The following is a 19,771-nucleotide window of genomic DNA, read 5'->3' as shown; positions in this document are numbered from 1 at the left end:
GTGGGTGTTGCTCGGGTGGGGGCGTCGGGCAGAGTGTTGCGGGTGAGCAAACCGACTTCGAAGCACACACCGCGGCCGGTCTCGAGCAAGACCACCTACGCGCTGGCCGGGCTGGCCGTTGTCGTTGTCGTGGCGATCGTGGCGGCCCTCTACCTGTGGAATCGCGGCGGCGGGGACGAGGTGCGCAACGACGGGTACGGTCCGGTGCACGATCCTGCGGTGTCGGTGGCGCTGGATTCCGACGGAGCCATTGTGCTGGGCAAGCCCAATGCGAAAACCATTGACATCTATGAGGATCCGCTGTGCCCGGCGTGTGGTCAGCTGGAGAAGATCTACGGGCAGGAGATCGCCCAGCAGGTCGACCTCGGCAAGGTCGCGGTGCGGTACCGCCTGGTGAACTTCCTCGACCCGCGATCGGGCAGCAAGGACTACTCCACCCGCGCGGTGGCCGCCAACGAGTGCGTCGCCCAGGCCGGTGACGGTCCGGTCTACTCGAAGTTCCACGCGCTGCTGTTCACCACCAAGCAACCCGCCGAGGGCGGTTCCGACCACGACAACAAGGAACTGGCCGCCATCGCCAAGGAGGCGGGCGCGGGTGACGATGTCGCCAAGTGCATCACCTCCGGCGATCGCGCCGACACCGGCCGCGCCCACGCCGAAGCCGCGCTGAAGGCCCTCAACGACGCCCTCAACAATCGCGCCGCCACCCCGTCGGTCTTCATCGACGGCAAGAAGGTCGACGTGAACAACAAGAACTGGGTCCTCGACGCCGCGAAATAGGCTGGGCGGTAAGGCTTCAGGCGTCGAGGACGGGCCGGCGCAGGCGACCCGTGTAGGTGGCTGCCCGGCCCAGCGCGTCCTCGGCGGCATCGAGTTCGATGAGCGCCTCGTCGAACACCTCGGCGGCGCCGGCGACGCAGTAGGCCGGGGTGGTGAGGGCGCCGGTGCCCGGCGTATCGAGCAGCGGGCCGGAGTCGGGGAGATCGCGGTAGGCGGCGGTCAGGTCCGCCAGGTCCGCGCGAAGGGTCTGCAGCCGATCCCGCAGTAGCTGCCGCCGCTGTTCCAGCAGCAGTGGGTCCCGCAGGTCGGCTTCCGGGCTCGGTTCGTGGTCGCTCATGCGACCAGCATGCCGTGGTGGGCCAGAACATGCGGTGGTGCACAGGAATTCGGATGTTCTCGTGCATCACCGCATGCCGGGCGGAATGGGTGGGGTGCGGCCCTCGGGGGAACGGAGAAGTGAGCCGCACCCCGGGGAGGGAGCCGGGCTGGGGGCTCGGCTCCTTGGTCGGGGGAAGGGATCTTGCGGGTCAGCGCGATGCGGCGCGGGTGGGGGTTTCGGGGATGTCGTTGTCCGGGGTGGCGCGGGACAGCTGGGGGTGGATGAGGATGTGGGACTCCATCGGGTAGGCCAGGTCCTGGGTGAAAGGTGCTCCAGCCGTTGTGGTTTCGAGGGGGTCGGGAACGACGCGCAGGGGGTGCGGCCTCGCGGGTGCGTCGATATCGGTGTGGGGGAACAGGTAGCGCGCACCTTCGCGAACGGTTTCGTGCGACTCGCCACTGGGGTCGATCCAGCGCATGCGATCGGTGTCCGAGAGATAGACGCGCCAGGGGTGTTTTCCCCTGTCGGCCAGTAACTTCAGCCGATGGTGATGGGTGCACAGGACGGCGCGGTAGGCGGGATTCGGGCCCGTGGCGCCGCGGGAGGGGTGCGGCTCGAACTGGACCAGCGTGGTCTCCGCCGCGGGCATGGTGCAGCCGGGGAAGCGGCACAGGCCATCGACGGCGCGGACCTCGCGGGGTGGCGCGCTCGAAAAAGCGCGCACCGCCACGGGTTTCGATTCCAGAGTGGTTATGGCGCGTTCCCACGGAGCCGGCCGGACCGGGATGGTCCGCGACTCCGGCCTGCGCGAGGTGCGAGGACCCGGCGCGTCGGCCGGCGCGGGGCGCTGGGTGGCCGCTCCGTCCGTCGCGTTCGTCTCCTGGGCGGCCTCGTTCGGGAAATACTCAGGAATCACCTGGAAACGTGCGTGTTCGGCAAGGGTGCGGGCGAGGGCGCCGTCGATGGGGCCGTAGCCGGCGAGGAAGGCCGGATCGTCGCGCAGGCCGAGCAGGGTTTCAGCGGAGACCCCGACCTGGATGAGCGGGCGGCGGGGTGTGGTGGGGGCATCGGCCTTGGGGCAGTCGAGCCCCCGGCCGCAGCCGCAGCGCAGGCGGCCGGAGCCGTCGGCGAGCGCGACCAGCGCGTCGGTGCGGCGCTGGGACATGGTGCGGGGATCGGCCTCGCAGACCTGGAGGCTCATTTCGCGTAGCCGCATGGCGAGCGCCTGGGCTCCGGCGGCGGGCAGTAGGCCGTCGAATACGGCCATGCCGTCCTGGACCGCGCGAATGCGGACGTCGCGATCCTGCTCGCGCTCCTCGCGGCGGCGGGTCTCACCCTCGGGGTTCAGGCGGGTGACCCAGCGCTGGGCGGTCTGGCGTAATCGGGCCGGATCCGAGCGCAGTGCCGCCTCGATCAGCTTGGGCTCCAGCACTTCTCGCACCTCGTGCGGCAGGCCGCGCAGACTGTCCGTGATCACCTGCACCCGCGGCAGGTCGATCCGCCCTGCCGCGAAGGCGTGCTTGGTCTGCGGTAGGGAATCCAGCGCCAACCCGATATCGATGAGGGCCGCCGCCACCGCCTCCGATACGTGCACCGCCACGGCGATCTCCGCCGCGGCGAACTCCCCGGCGCGCACCCCGCCCGCCCCCGGCGCGGCATTCCCGGCCCGATGCCGGCGATACACCTCCCGCACCGCTGTGATTTCCGCCGCCTGTGCGAACGCCGCCGCCCCGTGTGCCCGCCGCAGCGCGTCGATCAGCTCTTCCTCGCCCATCGCCTCCACCTCTCGGCTATCGAACATGCGTTCGAGACTACATCGAGAAGATCGCCGCCGCCAGCCTCTGTACAGGCGATTTGGTTTGTTCGACACCGGTCGTGTAACTTCGTTCAAGCAGGCAGGGCAACACCCCGCCGGCAGAGAAGTGAACACGGGGCTATGGCGCAGCTGGTAGCGCACCACACTGGCAGTGTGGGGGTCAGGGGTTCGAGTCCCCTTAGCTCCACAGAACGACAGAGCCGCAGGTCATTGACCTGTGGCTCTGTTTCATTTCCGGCAATGTGCGAGCCCGGCGGGTACCCTACGCGGTACCCTACGTTCATGAAGGCCAAAACGAGCGTGTACCTGGATCCTGAGCAGGCTGCCCGTCTCAAGGAGGCTGCCGAAGCGGCGGGGCGATCGGAAGCTGATTTGATCCGCGAGGGGATCGACCTGGTGTTGCTGCGGTCGCACCGGGTTCGCCGTACCCGGCCGTGGCCGTCGTTCGATTCCGGCGATCCTGGATTCGCTGCCAACAGTGAGGACTTGCTCGGGGAGGCATACGGCGAGTGAGCTTCTTCATCGCCGACACCTCGGCAATCATCGCCGCTTACGATCGCGCCGCGGAACTGCACGAACGGGCGCGTGAATTCCTTGCCACTTCTGTCGCGGTTGTTTCGCCACTCGTGCTGGACGAGGTCGATCATCTGCTCATCGCACGATTCGGAAAAGACCGCCGCACAGCCGATCTCGTTCTCGATGATCTGCTCACCTCGGCTGAGGAGGGTGCGGTGCTCGTACCCCAGGTGGACCGCGATGATCTCCGGGTCGCCCAGAAGATCATCGAGCAGTATCGTGGCCTCCGGCTCGATCTGGCCGATGCGGTCACTGTGGTGCTCGCCGAGCGTTATCTCACCAACGACATATTGACGTTGGATGAGAAGGACTTTCGCGCCGTGCGGCCCTTGACGCCCGCTCATTCGTCATTCCGGCTTTTGCTCCAAGGTGACTGAACAGCCGACAACCGCGGTCGGGTACCCACCGCCCTGATCATGATGTCCGGTCCGTCTATCAGCACCGCCCAGTTCGTATGCTGGTCCGTCAGGTCCACAGAACAACGGAGCCGCAGGTCATGGACCTGCGGCTCCGCTGCCTTTCTTTGCGATGCACCAATCCGCAGGGCCGGGCTCCTGCGGCGACGTCGTTCACTCGCGTGGGCAGAGCAGGACCAAGGGGATCTGTCGGGCGGTTCGCTTCTGGTAGGTCTGGTATCCCGGGTACGCGGCGACGACCTGTGGCCACCGCCGGTCGCGCTCCTCCGGGGTGAGCACGCGGGCGGTCATCGGTTGCTTCGCGCCGTGCTGGAACGACACCTCGACCGCGGGATCGGCGCACAGGTTGTGGAACCAGTCCGGGGAGATGTCGTCTCCGCCGCGCGAAGCGACGATCAGATAACTGTCGTCCTCCACGACGGGGACGGTGAGAATCACGGTGCGCGGCAACCTTGTTCGCCGTCCGGTGGTGGTGAGAGCCAGGGTGGGCATCTTCTTGAATCGGGTGCCGACGCGGCCGCCGCTGAGGTCGAGCAGTTTGCGGTGCGCGGTGGTCACGGTCTTCAGGTACAGATCGGTGGCCGCGCGGAAGCGGCGGGTATGTGGCACGGGGTACTCCTCGGTCGGTCGGGATCGTCGGAAGTGATGGTCCGGGTCCGGCTTGTGAGCGACCAGTGAAGCGTCAGTGCTCGAGGCGTCCGGCCGCAGCCGTTATCCAAGTCGTGTTGCCACAGCGTAGGGCGACGCGGAGCGCGGCCCGGTAATGCTCGGTGGCGAGTCCGGCATCCCCGTGCCGGGCCGCCAGGTCACCGAGGACGGTGTCGACCGGACCGACCGAGTAGGAACCGGTGTCCGCGCCACCGAGCCGGTCGCGGAAGGGGAGCAGATCGCGGTAGAGCGTGGCGGCCTCGTCGGCCGTGCCCAGCGTCGCGACCGCCATGCCGCGCAGTGAGAGGAACAGCGATCGGAACAGATTGTCGCGGATCGGCCGGGCCCGCCGCCGGACCCGGGCCGCTTCCATCCGGTCGCCGGCCGCGAGCAGGGCCAGCACCAGAAAATCCACCATGGCGTCGACGCTCGCGGGGACGGCGCTGTCGGCGAACTCTCTGATCATCTCGACCAGTTCGCCGGCGCGGCCCTGGTGCAGCCGCACCACGAACAGCGCCATGCCCAGGATTCCGCCCGCGTTGAGAATGCCCGCGCGGGTGAGCAATTCGTTGGCTCGCAGATAGTGCTGCTCGGCCGTGTCGGGGGCACCGGTCGCGAGGGCCACCAGCCCGCGTGCCATCGCGTTCGCCACCTGAGCCTGCCGCCACTGGTAACGGTCGGCCAGCACGGTGGCCGCCTCGAGATGCTCGCGGACGGTGGCGATATCGGCCGTGGACGCGGCGGCCTGGAGCGCGACGGTGTGCCCGAGGAGCAGGTAATCACCGCGGTCGGTGCGGCGCCCGACCTCGATCAGCTCGGCCGCGAGCGGGCCGCGGTCCGGCGAGTCGTAGAGCGAGGCCATGGCTTGCAGCGCGGGAGCGAGTAGGGCGTCCTCACCGAGTTCGCGGGCCAGGGCGTGCGCCTGAGCGGCGGCCACCGCGGCGGGTTCGCCTGCCTCGCCGCCGATCTCGTCGACCAGGGTCACCAGCAATCGGCACCGGTCGGCGGGAGTGAGGCCGGGGAAACGCAGCGCGTCCTCTATCCAACCGACGACCCGGTGTTCGACCACGCCCCACTGCCGATTCATCCACGGGGTGGGTGTCTCCCAGGCGGTGAACGCCCGTACCAGCAGATCGGCCCGGCCGGCCTCCTCGGCCAGCGCCGCGGCCCGATGCCGAGCGCTTCGAGCGGCGAGCCCAGCTCCACCGGCGAGATGGCTGCGACCCGCCCGGCACAGCATGGCGACCCGTTCCTCGACGGTATCGGCGCCCGCGTGGCGCTCGAGCGCCGCGGCCGCGCGTTCGTACCCGGCCGCGGCGACGTCGTGGGCGTAGCGCCGCTCGGCCTGTTCGGCTGCCGCCACGGCGTAGTCGGCGGCCCGTCGTGCCGTCTCCGGGCTCACCGACTCGCCGTAGTGGTGGGCCAGGGCCGCGAGATCGCCCGGATCGATCTCCTCGATCGCGGCGGCGACCCGCCGATGCCATCGGTCGCGGCGGATCCGGGACAGATCGCCGAGCAGCGTCTGACGCACCAGCACGTGTGTGAAACGCGCTCGGCCGCTGGCGGGTTCGTCCAGCAGCCCGGCCAGCACCCCGGCTTCCACCGCGTCCAGCACCTCGTCCTCGGATACCTCGGCCGCGTGCATCAGCATCGCGACATCGAACTCCCGGCCGATCACCGCGGCCAGGCGCAGCAGCGCCACCCCGGTCTCGGGAAGCCGGGAGAACCTGCGGCGCAACACATCTCGCACGCCAGCCGGAACCTCCGCCGCGGCGACCAGCTCGCCCTCGCTCTGCAGCAGGCGTGCGACCTCGACGAGATAGAACGGATTTCCACCGGTGCGCTCGTGCAGGGTCGCGACCACGGCGGACGCCGGTGTGCTGCCGGTCAGCGCGGTGATCAGGCGACCGCTGTCTTCGACGCCGAGGCCGCGCAGGTGAACCCGGGCGCGGACGGAGGTGGCCAGGGCGGCGAGCGTGTCGGCCAACGCCGGCGGTACCTCGTCCGGACGGTAGCCGATCACGACGAGCCCGGGCACCTGGGTCGCCACCGCGGTGAGCAGGGCCGCGGTCTCGGCGTCACCTCGGTGTACGTCATCGAGCAGGATCACCAGCGGAGCGTCGGCGGCGACGGCGGTGAGGTAGCCGCACACCGCCCGATGCAGCAGGAAGCGGCCGTGGGCGTGGCCGGAGTCCGGTGCGCCGGCGCCATCGGTGAGCAGCGGCGCCAGGGCCGGCGCGAAGTCTCCGGGATCGTGCTCACGGGCCAGGGCACGCAGGATCTCGACCCATGGCCAAGCCGACGGAGCGGCGTCGTCCTCCGGGCAGCGGCCGATCACCACCCGGTGCCCCGACGCGCGCGAGGCAGCGTCGAAGTGCCGCAGCAGAGTCGATTTCCCGCTGCCCGCTTCGCCCGCCACGGTCGCCGACCGCGGGCCGGCACCGGCGGCCGCTTCGCGCAGCGCGGCGAGTTCCGCGCTGCGGCCGAACAATTCGGGACCCGGTCCGGCCGGTGGTGCGCTTCCGGTCGCGATGGTCGCAGAAGCTGGCTCCTGGAGTGGAATCACCGGCTCGCACAGCGGGATTCGTTGCGCGAGAATGTCCGACTCCAGCCGCGTCAAAGCCGGACCCGGATCGATGCCCAGTTCGGTCGCGAGAACGCCGCGGGCCTGCCGCAGGGCGCTCAGCGCGTCGGCCTGGCGGCCCGCCCGATATCGAGCCAGCGCTGTCAGCCGCCACGCCTCCTCACGGAGCGGGTGTTCCCTGCTCAACACCTCGGCCTCGGCCGCGGCGAGCGCAGGCTCGCCCAGCTCGAGCAGGGCGGCCGCGAGTTTCTCGCGTGCGCCCAGCCGCAATTCCTCCAGCCGCGCCGCTTCCGCGGTCGCCCACGGCTCGGCAGCGAAGGCGGCGTACGCGGGACCCTGCCAGCGGGCGAGCGCGCGTTCCAGCGTTTGTCGTCGATCGCGCGGATTGTCTTGCCGCCCGGCATCTTCCAGTTCGGCGACGAAGCGCCACGCGTCCACGTCCTCGGCGGCGAGACGCACCGCGTAGCCCGGGGTCCGGCTGATCAGAACGGTGGCGGGCGTGCGCGGCGCCCGCTGCGGCTCCAGCAACCGCCGCAGGTTGGAGACGTAGGCCTGCAATGCGCCGAGCGCCCGCGGCGGCGGTTCACCTCGCCACAGGTCATCGATCAGGCGATCGATCGGCACCACCTCACCCCGCGCGACCAGCAGACGCGCCAGCACGCCGCGTTGCCGCGGGCCGCCGAGATCGAGTTCGCCACGCCCGTCCGCCGCGGTCAGCGCGCCCAGTACCCGAATCCGAACCATGACGGGCCAAGTCTAGGACGGGCTCGAACGCAGTGTCTTGCAAGTGGGCTGAGCAGTGTCTTGCTAGTGGGCTGCAAGCCGCGGGCCACACAGTGGCCTCGGTACCCGACAACAACAGGAGCGCAGCATGAGCACCACCGGCATCGCATCCGGCCGCCCCGACACCTACGACATGATCGTCGTGCACAACGCCTTCCGCAGGCACTTCAGCGCTCTACCCGGCCTCGTCGCGGCGGTGCCGACCGGAGACGCCGAGCGCGCCCGCCGCCTGATGGCCTTCCTCGACGAACTCGGCACCGGCCTGCACCACCACCACACCGGCGAGGACGAGCTGATGTGGCCGATCCTGCTCGAGCGCGCCCCCGCCGACTCCGCCCTGGTGCTGCGTATGGAGGAACAGCACGAGCGGATCTCCGAACTCACCGAGCGCGCCCACCGCGAGGGGGCCGAGTTCGCCACCGCCGCAGACTCATCGGTTCGGGACCGGCTCGCAGCCACGCTGCGGGCGCTCTCCGACGCCCTCGACGAGCACATGACCGAGGAGGAGCGGCACATCCTGCCCGTGGTCGGGAACGTCATGACCGCGGTCGAGTGGCGGGCTCTCGGCGAACGCGGCCGCGAGCACCTGCCCAAGGACCGCCAGTTGATCTTCCTCGGCTTCATCCTGCAGGGCGTCCCCGGCACCGATCGCCGGAAGGTCCTCGCCGAGCTGCCGCTCCCCACCCGGCTCGCCTGGCGTCTGCTCGGCCGCCGCACCTTCGCCAAGGAATACCGCGAGATCTACCGCGCTGATCCCGAGTGGTGACCGCTGACGACAATAGAAGTCCCCGCTGCCCGCCGGCCGGGAGCCCACCAGTTGAGGCGGCCCATGGTCTGCATGAGGGCCGGGACCAGGATGGTGCGGATGATCGTCGCGTCGACCAGCACGGCCAGGGTGAGTCCCAGACCGAAGAGCTGGACGAAGGACACTCCGGAGAACACCATGCCGACGAAGGCGATGGCCAGCAGGGCCGCGGCGGCCGTGAATATCCGTGCGGTGCGGGCGATTCCGACGGCGACCGCGCGACCGGTTGCGCCGGAGGCGAGATACTCCTCGCGAATGCGTGACAGCAGGAACACCTCGTAGTCCATGGATACGCCGAAGGCCAGGCAGAACATCAGGATCGGCATGGTCGGGACCAGATAGCCGGTCGAGGTGAATCCCAGTACGCCCGAGAGGTGTCCGTCCTGGAAGATCCAGACCATCGCGCCGAAGGTGGCCGCCAGCGACAGCACCGTCAGCACCAGTGCCTTGATCGGCAGCACCACGCTGCGGGTGAACATCAGCAGCACCAGGAACATCGACACCGCGATAATGCTCAGCGCCAGGGGAACTCGCCGGGCCAGGGCGGACACCGAGTCGGCATTGCGGGCGGCCGGTCCGCCGAAGAGCACCCGGCCCGGGGCGGGGACCGCGCGCAGGCGGTCGAGTTGAGTGGTCGCCGCCGTGGAATAGGGGTCGAGGCGGGTGCCGATCCGCAGATACGTGCCCGCGTCCCCGGCGAGTGCGGATTGCGGTCCGGCCACCTGGAATCCGCCTGCGTAGGCCCCGGCGCTCGACAGCACCGACGTGACATCGGGAATCTGGGACAGCGTCTTCGCGTAGTCGCCGACCGCCGCGGTGTCGCCGTGATCATCGGGCAGGATCGCCAGGATGCCCGCGGTCAGGTTCTCGGAGAAGCCGGACCGGGAGGCGTCGCCGACATCACGGCTGGAGCCGGCGGCGAGCACCCGATCGTCGGCCCAGCCGAAACGCACGGTGAGGAACGGCGATCCGAGCAGCAGCAGGACCGCCACCACGGCGGTGATCCACAGCACGGGACGGCGCATCACACCGATGGCGAAGCGGTACCAGCGGTCGTCTTCGACGGGAACCGGTACGGGGTCGGGACGTCCGAGCCGGCGGCGCAGGAAACGCCGCACATCCCAGGCGTCGACCCGGGAACCCATGAGCGCCAGGGCCGCCGGGAGCACCAGCAGCGTGGTGAACACCGCCGCCGCCAGCACGGCCAGCCCCGCGTAGGCGAACGAGCGCAGGAAGTACAGCGGGAACACCAGCAGCGCGGACAGCGACAGGGCCACGGTCAGACCGGAGTACAACACGGTGCGCCCGGCCGTACGCACCGTGCGAACCACGGCCTCGGCGGTGTCCGCGCCCGCCGCGATCTCCTCCCGGAACCGGCTCACCATGAACAGGCTGGAGTCGAGCGCCACCGCGAACCCGAGCGCGGTGGTCATGTTCAACGCGAAGATGGAGACATGCCCGACGGCGGCCAGCCCGCGCAGGACCGCCAGCGCCGCGCCGATGGTCACCACACCCACCAGCAGCGGCAGCATCGAGGCGATCAGGCTGCCGAACACCAGCACCAGGGCGATACCGGCCAGCGGGACGGCAATCGACTCGATGAGCACCAGATCGAGGGTCACCTGGCGGCTCATCTGGGCGAGCGCGACCGCTTCACCGCCCGCCCGGATCTCGACCCCGTCGCGGGTGCCGTTGTACTTCTCGGCGATGGCGTCGGCCACCTTGGGCGCGGCGGTGTCATCGCCGCGCGCGAAGGCCACGATGACGGCGCTGTGCTGATCCTTGCTGCGCAAGGCCGGCCGCATCTCGGTCGCGACGTTCCAATACGACTGCACGCCTTGCAGATCCGAATCGGCGCGCAGTTCATCGGTGAGCTGCCGTCCCACCGTGGTGGCTGCCGGGCCGTCGATGCCGTCGAGCGAGGTGAGCAGCAGCACGACGTTCGGTGCGGCACCCGGGAAATGCTGTTCGAGATACTGGTCCACCCAGGTGGATTCGGAGTCTGGCGCTTGAAAGCCACCGGACTGCAGGTGCATCGGCGCGGACCAGCCGACGGCGTAGCAGAGCACAGCGGCCAGCCCCGCCATCGCCAGCACGGCCCGCGCGCGGCGCTGGGCGAAGAGCGCGATGCGAGTCAGCATGGGGCTCAACGCCGTTCGGCGGGCGGCACGTGGCGCGCGGCCCGGACCAGGTCCTCGGAGACCCGCCAGAGTTCGGTGGCCCGCTCCTCGTCGTAGGACTCCGGTGCGCTGGGCACCTCCGCCGCCCCCGTGAAGTATTTACCGGTGGTGCCGGCGAGTTCGGGTGCGGTGACCAGCCAGGCGAGGTCCGCCGCCGACCGGGTGACGGTGCGGGCAATGGGCATGACCTTGATGAGAACCGGCGCGAGGAAACGGAATCCGATGCGCGCCACGGTCGGGTAGCCGCGCGACAGCCCGGTCTGCGGCATCAGCCCCGGATCGAAGGCATTGGCCGTGATACCCCGGTCGTGCCAACGCCGCGCGAGCTCATGGGTGAAGTAGACATTGGCGAGTTTGCTGGTGGCATAACGGATTCGGCCGTCCACCCCGGAGTCTCGCTGGTCGTCGGGGTCGGCCAGCTCCCGGGGGTGACGCCATTGCGGCGCGGGGAAGCCCATGGACTTGCGCGGCCCCTGATGCACATCGCTGGACACCACGACGACCCGCGCGCCGGGGGCGAGTAGATCGGCGCACCCGGTGACGAGCGCGAAATGCCCGAGGTGATTGACCGCGAAGGTGAGTTCATAGCCGTCCTCTGAGGTCCGCACGCGGTCCACGATCTGCAGGCCGGCATTGCACACCACCGCGCCCAGCCGCGGATTCTTCCGGCGGCGCAGTTCCGCCACGGCCGCGTCGACCGAGTCGAGCGAGGCCAGCTCCAGTTCGACCAGTTCGATCCCGGCATCGGGCGCGTGCGCGCGGATCCGCTGAACCGCCGCCTCGGCCCGCTGTGGGTCGCGGCAGCCGAGGATCAGTGGAATACCCTCGGCGGCCAGGTATTTCGCGGTCTCCAGACCGAGGCCCGAGGTCGCCCCGGTGATCAGCACGGGGTCGTTCATTCCGCGTTCTCCAGCCAGTTCATCGTGAATTCGTCGATGGCGGCGGCGGTGCTCGCGAAGGTCTTGCTCATATCGGCCTCGATCAGCCTGCCGATCAGGGGAACTCGCGCCTCGATCGAGCCCGACATGGTGAACTCGCACCCGATCTCCGTGCGGCGCACCACCAGATCGGCGGTGAGCGAGATGGTCATGCCTTCCACCCGACCCTGCATCCGTCCCCGCGCCACGCCGTCCTCGGGTTCGTTCCACGACTCGCTGTAGCGGTAGCGCACCCCGTGGGGCCGGAAGGTCGCGGCCGGCCCGGGCAGCGCCGAGGCCGGGATGACGGTGTTCACGGTGACCGTCGCCAGGCCGCCCGCGGCATCGAAGGCGGCCAATTCCGCGTCGGGGCCGTCGATTTCGCGAATGCGCTGCTCCCAATAGTCGCGGGAGCCGAGGACGCGATGGAACAGGGAGTCCGGGTACGGGTAGGGGGTGGTGTGTTGCACGGAACGCGACATGATCAGTCTCCGAGGGTCTTGGCGTAGATGCGGTGGATGTCGAGCATTCGGTAGCGGGTGCGGTCGGCATCGTCGCGTCCGACCTCGGACAGCAGGTAGGCGTCGACGAGACGGTCCAGGACGTCCTCCACCTGATCGACGCGCAGATCGGCCAATGCCGGTGCGGTGAACTCGGTTCCGGCCGGTATCCGGCGACCGAGCTCCCGGAACAATCCGGCGGCGGTGGGGTCGAGCCGGTCGAAGGTGAGATCGAGGCTCGCGCGCATGTCCAGCGCCTGATACGACACCACTTCGAGGCGGCGCTGTTCATCGCTGATCCGGGCGAGCATGTGGGCGAAGGTCCAATGGGGCCGCGTCGTCATGCGGCAGGCGACGGCGCGCAAGGCCAGCGGAATGCCGGAGCAGTGGTCGGCGACCGTTCCGGCGTCCTCCCATTCGGGCAGCACGCGGGCGCGCCCGACGGTGGCGACCAGCATCTGCAGCCCCTGGGTGCGGGACAGTTCGTGCAGGACGAAGGTGCGAACGGTGGTGAGCCCCAGGGCGAATCGGCTGGTGATCAGGGCGGTGCCGACGCCGCCCGGGGGCAGCAGCGGGATGACCTGGGATTCGGTGGCGGCATTGTCCAGAATGACGAGCACCCGCCGATGCGCCAGCCGCGCCCGGTACAGATTGACCCGCTCGGCCAGGGACTTCGGCATGGCGTCGGCCGGTATGCCCAGCGCCGTGAGCAGCCGACCGAGCACCGTCTCCGGGGTGGTGCACGGCCCCTCGGCGAGGTCGGCGTAGAGCAGTCCTTCGGGAAAGCGGTCGCGCAGGCAGTCCGCCGCCTGCAGGACCAGCGCCGTTTTGCCGACCCCCGCGCCGCCGGTCACCAGCACCGGCCGCGGTGCGGGATCGTCGGTCAGCATGCCGGTGAGCGTCGCCAATTCGGTGTCCCGGCCGCTGAATCCGAGCGGAGCCAGCGGCAGCGTATCGGGCGCGACGGCCAGGCCGCGCGGCCGGAGCCCACCGGATTCGGCGCGGACGGTGAGCGGCGGGTAGGCCGGTGCGTCCAGCTCGGGCAGGTCGCCGCGCAGGATACGGCTGTGCAGATCCCGCATCCCCGGACTCGGGTCCGCGCCCAGTTCGTCGGCGATGAGCCGTCGCGCCAGCTCGTACTGCCGCAGCGCCTGGGCGGTCTCGCCATTGAGGAAGTAGGCGCGAATCAGCCGCTCCTGCAATCCCTCCACCAGCGGATCCTCGAGCAACGTGGTGTGCAGCCGGTTGATGACCAGCGAATGATTGCCGCGCCTGATCTCCGCGTCGGCCCAGTCCGCGGTCACCTCGTGCTTGAGCCGGTGCAGGGATTCGCTGAGCCGCCGGGCCCATTCGCTGTCCAGACCCGTCATGGCACTGCCGTTCCACAGGTTCAACCCCGCCGACAGCCGCTCGACCCGATCGGGATCGTCGATGTCGGTGGCGCGGGCCCGGTCGACCAGATCCATGAAGTGCCACAGGTCGACCGATTCCGGCGGGGTGGAGAGCATGTAGCCGCCGGGGCCGCGGTGCACCTGGACCGGGTCCGCGCCGGTGCCGGAGGTGGCCTCGGTGAGCAGACCGCGCAGCCGGGCGACGTAGGTGTAGACGGCATCGCGCGCGGCGGCCGGCGGGGAGTCGCCCCAGACCCGGTCGATCAGGGTGTCGATCGACAGCGGCCGGCCCGAATCCACCAGCAGCGCGGCCATCAGGCTGCACTGCCGGGGCGGACCCAGGTCCACGATCTTGCCGTGCACGTGCAGCTGCACGGGCCCCAGGAGTTTGAACTGAATCATTGCCACGCCTTCGTTTCCCGCCGTATCGCGCGACTGTGCGCGGGTTGTGATGCGGCGCACTCGATTACACCGAGAGTGCCGCGAGAAATAGTGCGACCAGGGCGATTCCCTGCAGGATTACGCGGACCACGATGACGCCGTCCCAGGTGCGCTGCAGGTCCCGGACGTCGACCGGCACCCGGTCGGCCAGCACCGCGGCGGTGAGTTCCTTGTTGACCGGCGCGCTGACCCGCGCGTAGATGCCGAGCCAGATGGCCAGGGCCACCACGGCCGCCGCCGCGAGAATGCCCGCGGCCGCCTTCCCGTCCAGGAAGGCGGCCCCGGTGGCGACGACCGCCGCGACCACGCCGACGGCGCCGGGAATCGGCATGCGCTTGTCGGCGACCTCGTGAATGCGTCCGGTGGCGGCGGTCAGCGCGCGGTCGTCGATGCGAGCCAGCGCCGTGCGCAGCACCAGGGCGCAGAAAAAATCCGTCCCGTAGACCACAGCCGTCGTCATGATTGAAATTCCGATGGCGGACAGTAAGAAATAATTCATGGGAAGAATCCTCGGCGTAGTTATCGTCGCAAGGTGTCGTGAATAGTATGTTGCACCTTGCGGCACAACAGGTTTCACCGAACTGTGATTGTCACGATGTCCAGTTCCCACCCGGTCCGGGCTGTGATCCGATATAAGCGGAGTTGGTCAGGTATTACTCGCGCAAGGCCGCGGCCACCATAATTCCGCCCGCTAATCCGGCCGCGGTGAGCAACTCCCAGGTGTCCGGAGGCCCGGTGAGGCCGAGGCGGGCGCGCTTGTTGAGCGTCACGGTCGCATCCACCAGTTCGAGCGCGACGCCCAGGACGAACCAGTGCCGCACCGGATGTCCGCGCCGCAGCGACCAGAGGGTGCCGAGCCCGATCACCACGTCCCGGGTGCCGAACGCGCGGGTCGGCAGCGAGGACGCGTCCTCGTCGTACTCACCGGACCAGGACTTCGCGACGGCCGCGGGCGCGGTGAGCATGCCGGTGCCGATGGCGATGCGGGCCAGTGCCTGGGACCACGCCGCTTGCCGCACCATCGCCTGGGTGCGGCGGGCGAGCATCGAATTACCGTTCATCGTAAGGTCTTTCCTCCGCACAGGCGGCCGCGTCCACGGCGACCACCACCTTTCCGCGGGCATGCCCGCCCTGACTGAGCAAGTGCGCCTGCGCGGCATCGGGCAGCGGGTAGACCGCGCCGACCGGCACCCGGAACACGCCTTTGCCGGCGAGTGCGGCCACCACCGGCAGATCCCCGGTGTCGGGTCGGGTGAACACGTACGCGCCGCCGAGTTCACGGGCCTTGGGATCGACCACCGAGGCGAACCGGCCGTGCGGCGCGAGCAGCGGCAGCACCGTGCGCTGAATGCGCTTGCCGACCGCGTCGAGCAGCACATCGACCCCGGCCGGCGCCAGCGCTCGTACCGAATCAGCCAGTCCCACAGCGTAATTCACCGGCTCCGCGCCCAGTTCGCGCAGGAAGGCGTGATTGCGGTCGCTGGCCGTGCCGATCACGCGCGCGCCCAGGTGCACCGCCAGCTGCACCGCGACACTGCCGACGCCGCCCGCCGCGCCGTGCACCAGCACCGTCTCGCCGCGTCGCACATCCAGCACCCGCACCAGTGCCTGGTAGGAGGTGAGCGCGGCCAGCGGCATGGCGGCGGCCTCGGCCCAGCCCAGATTCGGCGGCTTGAGCGCGAGCGCTCGCACCGGGGCCGGCATGACCTCGGCGAAGGCGCCCCGGCTCAGATAGTCCTCGCGGACACAGCCGACGACCTCGTCGCCCACGGCGAATTCGGTGACGCCGATGCCGATTTCGCGTACCACCCCGGATACGTCGGCACCGGGGACGATGGGGAACACGGTGTCGGCGAAGGGATCCAGATAGCCCTCGCGGGCCTTCCAGTCGATCGGGTTGACCGAGGCCGCCTTGACGTCGAGCAGCACCCCGTCGAGTGCCATCTTGGGCACCGGCAGTTCGCCGTATTCGAGGACCGACGCGTCGCCGTAGCGCCGGTAGAAGACCGCCTTCACGACCGCACCGCCGCGCCGATGTAGGTGGAGGACAGGTCCGGGGTGGTGAACATGAGCAGGTTGCCGTCGCGCCGCTTGCCGAGAATGGTCAGCCCGCGCTGCTTCGCCAGCGGTGTCAGGCCCGCCGCGTCGAGGTGGCGGCGCAGCTCCGCGGGCTTGATGAACTGGTGGTGATGGTGGGTGCCGCGGGCCACCATGCCGGTGAGGTACTCGGGGATCCAGATCATGACGATCCGGGCCATGAGCGTGCGATTGATGGTGTCGTAGCAGAAGATTCCGCCGGGGCGCAGCACGCGGGCGATCTCACGGACCGCCAGCTCCGGATCATCGACGTGCTCGAGCACGTCCACGCAGGTGACGACGTCGAAGGCGGCGTCGGGGTACGGCAGCTTCTCGGCCCGCCCGACCGCGTACTCGATGGCCTTGCCGGTGGCCTCGGCGTGCGCGCGGGCGGCGGCGACCAGGCGGGCGGACGGGTCCATCCCACTGACCACGGCCCCGCGCCCGGCGAGGAACTCGGTGGTGAAGCCACCGCCGCAGCCGACGTCGAGAACCTTCTTGCCCGACCAGTCCTTCACGAATCGGTCGAAGTACTCGAAACGCGGGCGCTGGAAGGAGGTGAGCCCTTTCATGGCGGAATCGTCGTCCCACCAGGATTCGGCGAAGTCGCCGAAGAAGTCGCTCTCCGTTTGGGATTGCTTCATGTCATGCTCCGTCTGTCTGAAAACTCTTGTCCGGCAGTGGTTTCGCTGGCGTGCGCCAGCGGGTGGCGTAGGCGATCTGGTCGCGCTCCGCGATCCGGAACACCAGCCGCGGCCACACCGCGCGCATGCCGAGTTCCCGCAGCCGAATGAGCAGGGGGTTCTCCAGCGCGCCCAGCCGGCCGATGCGATGGGCGACCTGCTGCAGACCGGCCGTGCGGGCGCGGCGCTGTTTCTCGTAGCGGCGCAACGCGTTCACGGGATCGGTGGTATCCAACTCCTCGGCGAGCACCAGCGCGTCCTCGAGCGCCTGGCACGCGCCCTGGCCGATATTGAAGGTGATCGGGTGGGCGGCGTCGCCGAGCAGGCTGACCCGGCCGGACCCCCAGCGCCGGTCCGGCGGCCGATCCAGCACATCGCTGCGGATGATGGCCTCCGGCGGGGTGGCTTCCAGGATGTCCGCGATCGGCGGCATCCAGCCGCGATGGCGCGCGAGCAGCATCGCCCGGACGTCGCCCGTATCGCGGCCGCCGGGTGCGCCGTTGGCGACGCTCATCCAGTGCACGACGCCGGGTGCGACGTCGTAGAAGGTGAAGCGGGTACCGGGACCGAACAGCGCGTAGAAGGTGCCCGGCGGGATCTTCTCGTGTCGCAGTACGGCTTTGCCGCGCCAGGCGATGTAGCCGGTGTAGCGCGGCGGGCGCTCGCCGAGCAGTCCGGGGCGCACCGCGCCATTGATGCCGTCCGCGCCGATGAGGACGTCGCCGTGCACCCGCTCACCGTCGGACAGTTTCACGGTGACGCCCGCGTGGTCCTGCTCGAAGCCGGCAACTCCGGCGCCCGTGCGGATCTCGGTGCCGGCCGGATACGCCGACACCGCCGCGCTGAGCACCCGATGCAGCACCGAGCGTTCGACCGCGATGGTCGGAGCGCCGTACCGGTCGACGAAGTCGCCGACCGGCCACGCGCCGAAAAGGTCACCGCGCCAGGTGCCGAAGTGGGTGATGTGCTGGATCGGCGCGGTTTCCAGCACCTCGTCGAGTACGCCCAGCCGTTGCAGCGCGATGGTGCCATTGGTCCAGATGTGCAGTCCGGCACCGCCATCGCGCAGTTCGGTGGCCCGCTCGAACACCCGCACGCGAATGCCGCGCTCCCGCAGGGCGAGTGCGGCGGCCAGGCCGCCGATGCCGCCGCCGGAGATGAGGACGGTGAATGGTCGGGCCGTCACGGCTGTTCCGTCGCGGTCAGCGCGGTGGCGGCCGCCGCCAGATCCGCGAGATCCATCCCGCCGCCGCGGCGCCGGCCCTTGCGGGCCAATGCGCCGGACATCAGCCAGCCCAGGCCCAGCGCCTCCAGCATGGAGGACTCGACGCCGATGCCCCAACGCTCGGCGATCAGTCCGTTCGACAGCCGCCACACCACGACACCGTGGAATTCGATCCGTTCCCCGGTGGGTTCCATGCCCAGGAACTCACCGGTGAAGGTGCCGCGCCAGGTGTTGTGGATGACCACATAGTCGGCGTGCGCGCTGAGCGCTTCGATGGTGACGTGCAGGTCCGGAAAGCCCTGGCGCAGACCGGCGATGGTGTGCTTGACGCCCTCGGTGCCTTCCGGCGCGCCGGGCAGGGGCTGGTGATCGACCATGTCCGGCGCGTAGATCTCGTCGACCACGGAGAAGTCGCCCGCGTTGACGAACTCGTCGAACACGCGCCGGATGATGCGCGCATTGTCCTCGGGGGTGAAAACCGGCTCAGGCGTGGACATTCGCGGTCTCCTCACCGGGCGCGGGCACTTCCCAGCGCAGCGACAGGCCGGCGTACAGGTAGCGGCTGGCCTCCACGGCCAGCAGCAGCACCCGGTCGCCCGGCCGGACGCGGCCCTGTACCCAGCCCTCGTCGAGGGCCAGCGGCACGGCGGCCGAGCCGGTCGCGCCGACGGTGGCGAGGTTCTCCACGATGTTCTTGGCCAGCACCGCCTGGTCCTCGGGAGAGACTCCGGCGGCATCGAATTCGGCGGTGAAGTACTCGGCATTGCCCTCGGGCAGCACGCAGGCGTCGATCTCGGCCACCGTGAGCCCGGTGCGGGTCAGCATGTCGCGCATGCCCGCCACGAAGACCTTCGGTCCGAAGGTGGCGGTCCCGGAGACATCGAGCTTCATCTCCACCAGGCGCTTGCGTTTGGCCTGATCGGCCACGGGCTCATGGGTGCCGCCGCCCACGATCTGCATGCCGGGCTTGCGGTCACCGCCCAAACAGGCGGTGGCGAACTGGAATTCGCCATCCGGGTCGGCGCTGCCCGGTTCTCCGGCGCGCAGCACGACCGCCCCGGCCCCGTCGCCGAAGGAGTTGATGACGAGCCGGTCACGCATGCGCACCGACTCCGGGTCCATGCCCAGGTACATCGGGGCCAGCAGCGGGGAGATCGCCTCCGCGCCGATCACCACGGCGGTGCGGTAGGTGCCGTCCGCGAGCAGGCGCCGTGCGTAGTCCAGTCCCTGCACGAAACCCGTACAGGCGGCCCGGAATTCGATGGAGGCGCAGTGCGCCAGGCCCAACTGCTCCTGGACGTAGGTGACCACCGCCGGCAGCTGGTATTCGGGGCTGGCCGAGGACACCACCAGCAGGTCCACCTCCGCCGGATCGATGTCCGCGCGGGCGAGGGCGCGTCGTGCGGCGGTGGCGGCCATGGTGTTGGTGCCGGTGCCGGTGCCGTGCTTGCCGGTGGCGGGATCGATCATCCAATGCCTTTGGCGTACTTGGATATTGTCGAGCACCTCGGCGGGCAGGGCGCCGCACAGGCGCTCCAGGGTGGCATTGTCGATCGGGTCGCCGGGCAGGAACGAGCCCGTGGCCAGGATCGAGACGTGACGTGGTTCGGGATTCGGCATGTGGTGTCTCC

At 69.7% G+C, this 19,771-nt stretch carries 19 protein-coding genes and 1 tRNA gene; 5 read left to right on the top strand and 15 right to left on the bottom strand.

Annotation, left to right across the window (positions count from 1 at the left end; genetic code table 11):
• The first annotated feature begins 42 nt into the window (after positions 1–42).
• Positions 43–780: a thioredoxin domain-containing protein gene (locus ACFXKA_RS11375; protein WP_354840690.1), complete on the top strand. Its 738-nt coding sequence runs from the start codon at positions 43–45 to the stop codon at positions 778–780.
• 16 nt (positions 781–796) lie between these two features.
• Here ACFXKA_RS11375 and ACFXKA_RS11370 read toward each other — a convergent pair whose 3' ends face one another.
• Both ACFXKA_RS11370 and ACFXKA_RS11365 read right to left on the bottom strand, forming a co-directional pair.
• Positions 797–1,117, bottom strand: coding sequence for a hypothetical protein (locus tag ACFXKA_RS11370; RefSeq protein ID WP_379427094.1), 321 nt, complete (start codon positions 1,115–1,117; stop codon positions 797–799).
• Between the two features lie 190 nt (positions 1,118–1,307).
• Positions 1,308–2,900, bottom strand: a complete 1,593-nt coding sequence (locus ACFXKA_RS11365) for a DUF222 domain-containing protein (RefSeq protein ID WP_379427093.1) — start codon at positions 2,898–2,900, stop codon at positions 1,308–1,310.
• 129 nt (positions 2,901–3,029) lie between these two features.
• Between ACFXKA_RS11365 and ACFXKA_RS11360 the strand changes: the two genes are divergently transcribed.
• The 3 genes from ACFXKA_RS11360 to ACFXKA_RS11350 all read left to right on the top strand — a co-directional run bounded on the left by ACFXKA_RS11360 (position 3,030) and on the right by ACFXKA_RS11350 (position 3,868).
• Positions 3,030–3,102: transfer RNA gene (locus ACFXKA_RS11360), tRNA-Ala, on the top strand.
• Positions 3,103–3,197: 95 nt separating this feature from the next.
• Positions 3,198–3,428, top strand: coding sequence for a ribbon-helix-helix domain-containing protein (locus ACFXKA_RS11355; protein ID WP_379427092.1), 231 nt, complete (start codon positions 3,198–3,200; stop codon positions 3,426–3,428).
• Positions 3,425–3,868: a PIN domain-containing protein gene (locus ACFXKA_RS11350; RefSeq protein WP_364608112.1), complete on the top strand. Its 444-nt coding sequence runs from the start codon at positions 3,425–3,427 to the stop codon at positions 3,866–3,868. The genes ACFXKA_RS11355 and ACFXKA_RS11350 overlap by 4 nt, the downstream gene beginning before the upstream one ends.
• A 192-nt stretch (positions 3,869–4,060) precedes the next feature.
• On the opposite strand, the gene ACFXKA_RS11345 is transcribed toward ACFXKA_RS11350, so the two are convergent.
• Complete coding sequence (locus ACFXKA_RS11345) at positions 4,061–4,516, bottom strand: nitroreductase family deazaflavin-dependent oxidoreductase (protein WP_379427091.1); 456 nt, start codon at positions 4,514–4,516, stop codon at positions 4,061–4,063.
• 73 nt (positions 4,517–4,589) lie between these two features.
• Complete coding sequence (locus ACFXKA_RS11340; RefSeq protein ID WP_379427090.1) at positions 4,590–7,883, bottom strand: BTAD domain-containing putative transcriptional regulator; 3,294 nt, start codon at positions 7,881–7,883, stop codon at positions 4,590–4,592.
• A gap of 127 nt (positions 7,884–8,010) precedes the next feature.
• Between ACFXKA_RS11340 and ACFXKA_RS11335 the strand changes: the two genes are divergently transcribed.
• Positions 8,011–8,688: a hemerythrin domain-containing protein gene (locus ACFXKA_RS11335; RefSeq protein WP_379427089.1), complete on the top strand. Its 678-nt coding sequence runs from the start codon at positions 8,011–8,013 to the stop codon at positions 8,686–8,688.
• Here ACFXKA_RS11335 and ACFXKA_RS11330 read toward each other — a convergent pair.
• From ACFXKA_RS11330 to ACFXKA_RS11280, 11 genes are all read right to left on the bottom strand, one after another.
• Positions 8,664–10,868, bottom strand: coding sequence for an MMPL family transporter (locus ACFXKA_RS11330; RefSeq protein ID WP_379427088.1), 2,205 nt, complete (start codon positions 10,866–10,868; stop codon positions 8,664–8,666). The genes ACFXKA_RS11335 and ACFXKA_RS11330 overlap by 25 nt on opposite strands.
• 5 nt (positions 10,869–10,873) lie before the next feature.
• Positions 10,874–11,806 (bottom strand): SDR family NAD(P)-dependent oxidoreductase, encoded by a 933-nt coding sequence (locus tag ACFXKA_RS11325; protein WP_379427087.1) that lies wholly within the window; start codon positions 11,804–11,806, stop codon positions 10,874–10,876.
• Positions 11,803–12,306, bottom strand: coding sequence for a DUF2505 domain-containing protein (locus ACFXKA_RS11320; protein ID WP_379427086.1), 504 nt, complete (start codon positions 12,304–12,306; stop codon positions 11,803–11,805). The genes ACFXKA_RS11325 and ACFXKA_RS11320 overlap by 4 nt, the downstream gene beginning before the upstream one ends.
• 2 nt (positions 12,307–12,308) lie before the next feature.
• Positions 12,309–14,117 carry a BTAD domain-containing putative transcriptional regulator gene (locus tag ACFXKA_RS11315; RefSeq protein ID WP_379427085.1) on the bottom strand — a complete coding sequence of 603 codons (1,809 nt, stop codon included), beginning with the start codon at positions 14,115–14,117 and terminating at the stop codon, positions 12,309–12,311.
• Between the two features lie 64 nt (positions 14,118–14,181).
• Positions 14,182–14,616, bottom strand: coding sequence for a DUF1772 domain-containing protein (locus tag ACFXKA_RS11310; protein ID WP_379427084.1), 435 nt, complete (start codon positions 14,614–14,616; stop codon positions 14,182–14,184).
• Between the two features lie 193 nt (positions 14,617–14,809).
• The gene (locus tag ACFXKA_RS11305; protein WP_354840720.1) at positions 14,810–15,217 is read right to left on the bottom strand and encodes a hypothetical protein; all 408 of its coding nucleotides are present in this window, start codon (positions 15,215–15,217) and stop codon (positions 14,810–14,812) included.
• Complete coding sequence (locus ACFXKA_RS11300; RefSeq protein WP_379427083.1) at positions 15,207–16,172, bottom strand: NADP-dependent oxidoreductase; 966 nt, start codon at positions 16,170–16,172, stop codon at positions 15,207–15,209. Before ACFXKA_RS11300 ends, ACFXKA_RS11305 begins: the two co-directional genes overlap by 11 nt.
• Positions 16,169–16,876 (bottom strand): bifunctional 2-polyprenyl-6-hydroxyphenol methylase/3-demethylubiquinol 3-O-methyltransferase UbiG, encoded by a 708-nt coding sequence (ubiG, locus tag ACFXKA_RS11295; protein ID WP_379427082.1) that lies wholly within the window; start codon positions 16,874–16,876, stop codon positions 16,169–16,171. Before ubiG ends, ACFXKA_RS11300 begins: the two co-directional genes overlap by 4 nt.
• Position 16,877: 1 nt before the next feature.
• Positions 16,878–18,101 (bottom strand): FAD-dependent oxidoreductase, encoded by a 1,224-nt coding sequence (locus tag ACFXKA_RS11290; RefSeq protein ID WP_379427081.1) that lies wholly within the window; start codon positions 18,099–18,101, stop codon positions 16,878–16,880.
• Entirely contained in the window at positions 18,098–18,637 is a 540-nt protein-coding gene (locus ACFXKA_RS11285; protein WP_379427080.1) for an ester cyclase, read from the bottom strand. The genes ACFXKA_RS11290 and ACFXKA_RS11285 overlap by 4 nt, the downstream gene beginning before the upstream one ends.
• Complete coding sequence (locus tag ACFXKA_RS11280) at positions 18,624–19,760, bottom strand: 3-oxoacyl-[acyl-carrier-protein] synthase III C-terminal domain-containing protein (protein WP_379427079.1); 1,137 nt, start codon at positions 19,758–19,760, stop codon at positions 18,624–18,626. The genes ACFXKA_RS11285 and ACFXKA_RS11280 overlap by 14 nt, the downstream gene beginning before the upstream one ends.
• Positions 19,761–19,771: the final 11 nt, after the last annotated feature.

Origin of the sequence: Nocardia sp. NPDC059228, assembly GCF_042754245.1 — a bacterium.
In the GTDB taxonomy this organism is placed as follows: domain Bacteria; phylum Actinomycetota; class Actinomycetes; order Mycobacteriales; family Mycobacteriaceae; genus Nocardia.
Note: the sequence above shows the minus strand (reverse complement) of the source record. Positions and strands in the feature narration are given on the sequence as shown.

Bases quoted from the DNA above. Each gene is read 5' to 3' on its own strand.
- ACFXKA_RS11355 (WP_379427092.1), top strand. From the start codon at position 3,198: ATGAAGGCCAAAACGAGCGTGTACCTGGATCCTGAGCAGGCTGCCCGT.
- ACFXKA_RS11330 (WP_379427088.1), bottom strand. From the start codon at position 10,868: ATGCTGACTCGCATCGCGCTCTTCGCCCAGCGCCGCGCGCGGGCCGTG.
- ACFXKA_RS11285 (WP_379427080.1), bottom strand. From the start codon at position 18,637: ATGTCCACGCCTGAGCCGGTTTTCACCCCCGAGGACAATGCGCGCATC.
- ubiG (WP_379427082.1), bottom strand. From the start codon at position 16,876: ATGAAGCAATCCCAAACGGAGAGCGACTTCTTCGGCGACTTCGCCGAA.
- ACFXKA_RS11280 (WP_379427079.1), bottom strand. From the start codon at position 19,760: ATGCCGAATCCCGAACCACGTCACGTCTCGATCCTGGCCACGGGCTCG.
- ACFXKA_RS11370 (WP_379427094.1), bottom strand. From the start codon at position 1,117: ATGAGCGACCACGAACCGAGCCCGGAAGCCGACCTGCGGGACCCACTG.
- ACFXKA_RS11340 (WP_379427090.1), bottom strand. From the start codon at position 7,883: ATGGTTCGGATTCGGGTACTGGGCGCGCTGACCGCGGCGGACGGGCGT.
- ACFXKA_RS11325 (WP_379427087.1), bottom strand. From the start codon at position 11,806: ATGAACGACCCCGTGCTGATCACCGGGGCGACCTCGGGCCTCGGTCTG.
- ACFXKA_RS11365 (WP_379427093.1), bottom strand. From the start codon at position 2,900: ATGTTCGATAGCCGAGAGGTGGAGGCGATGGGCGAGGAAGAGCTGATC.
- ACFXKA_RS11310 (WP_379427084.1), bottom strand. From the start codon at position 14,616: ATGACGACGGCTGTGGTCTACGGGACGGATTTTTTCTGCGCCCTGGTG.
- ACFXKA_RS11305 (WP_354840720.1), bottom strand. From the start codon at position 15,217: ATGAACGGTAATTCGATGCTCGCCCGCCGCACCCAGGCGATGGTGCGG.
- ACFXKA_RS11335 (WP_379427089.1), top strand. From the start codon at position 8,011: ATGAGCACCACCGGCATCGCATCCGGCCGCCCCGACACCTACGACATG.
- ACFXKA_RS11320 (WP_379427086.1), bottom strand. From the start codon at position 12,306: ATGTCGCGTTCCGTGCAACACACCACCCCCTACCCGTACCCGGACTCC.
- ACFXKA_RS11315 (WP_379427085.1), bottom strand. From the start codon at position 14,117: ATGATTCAGTTCAAACTCCTGGGGCCCGTGCAGCTGCACGTGCACGGC.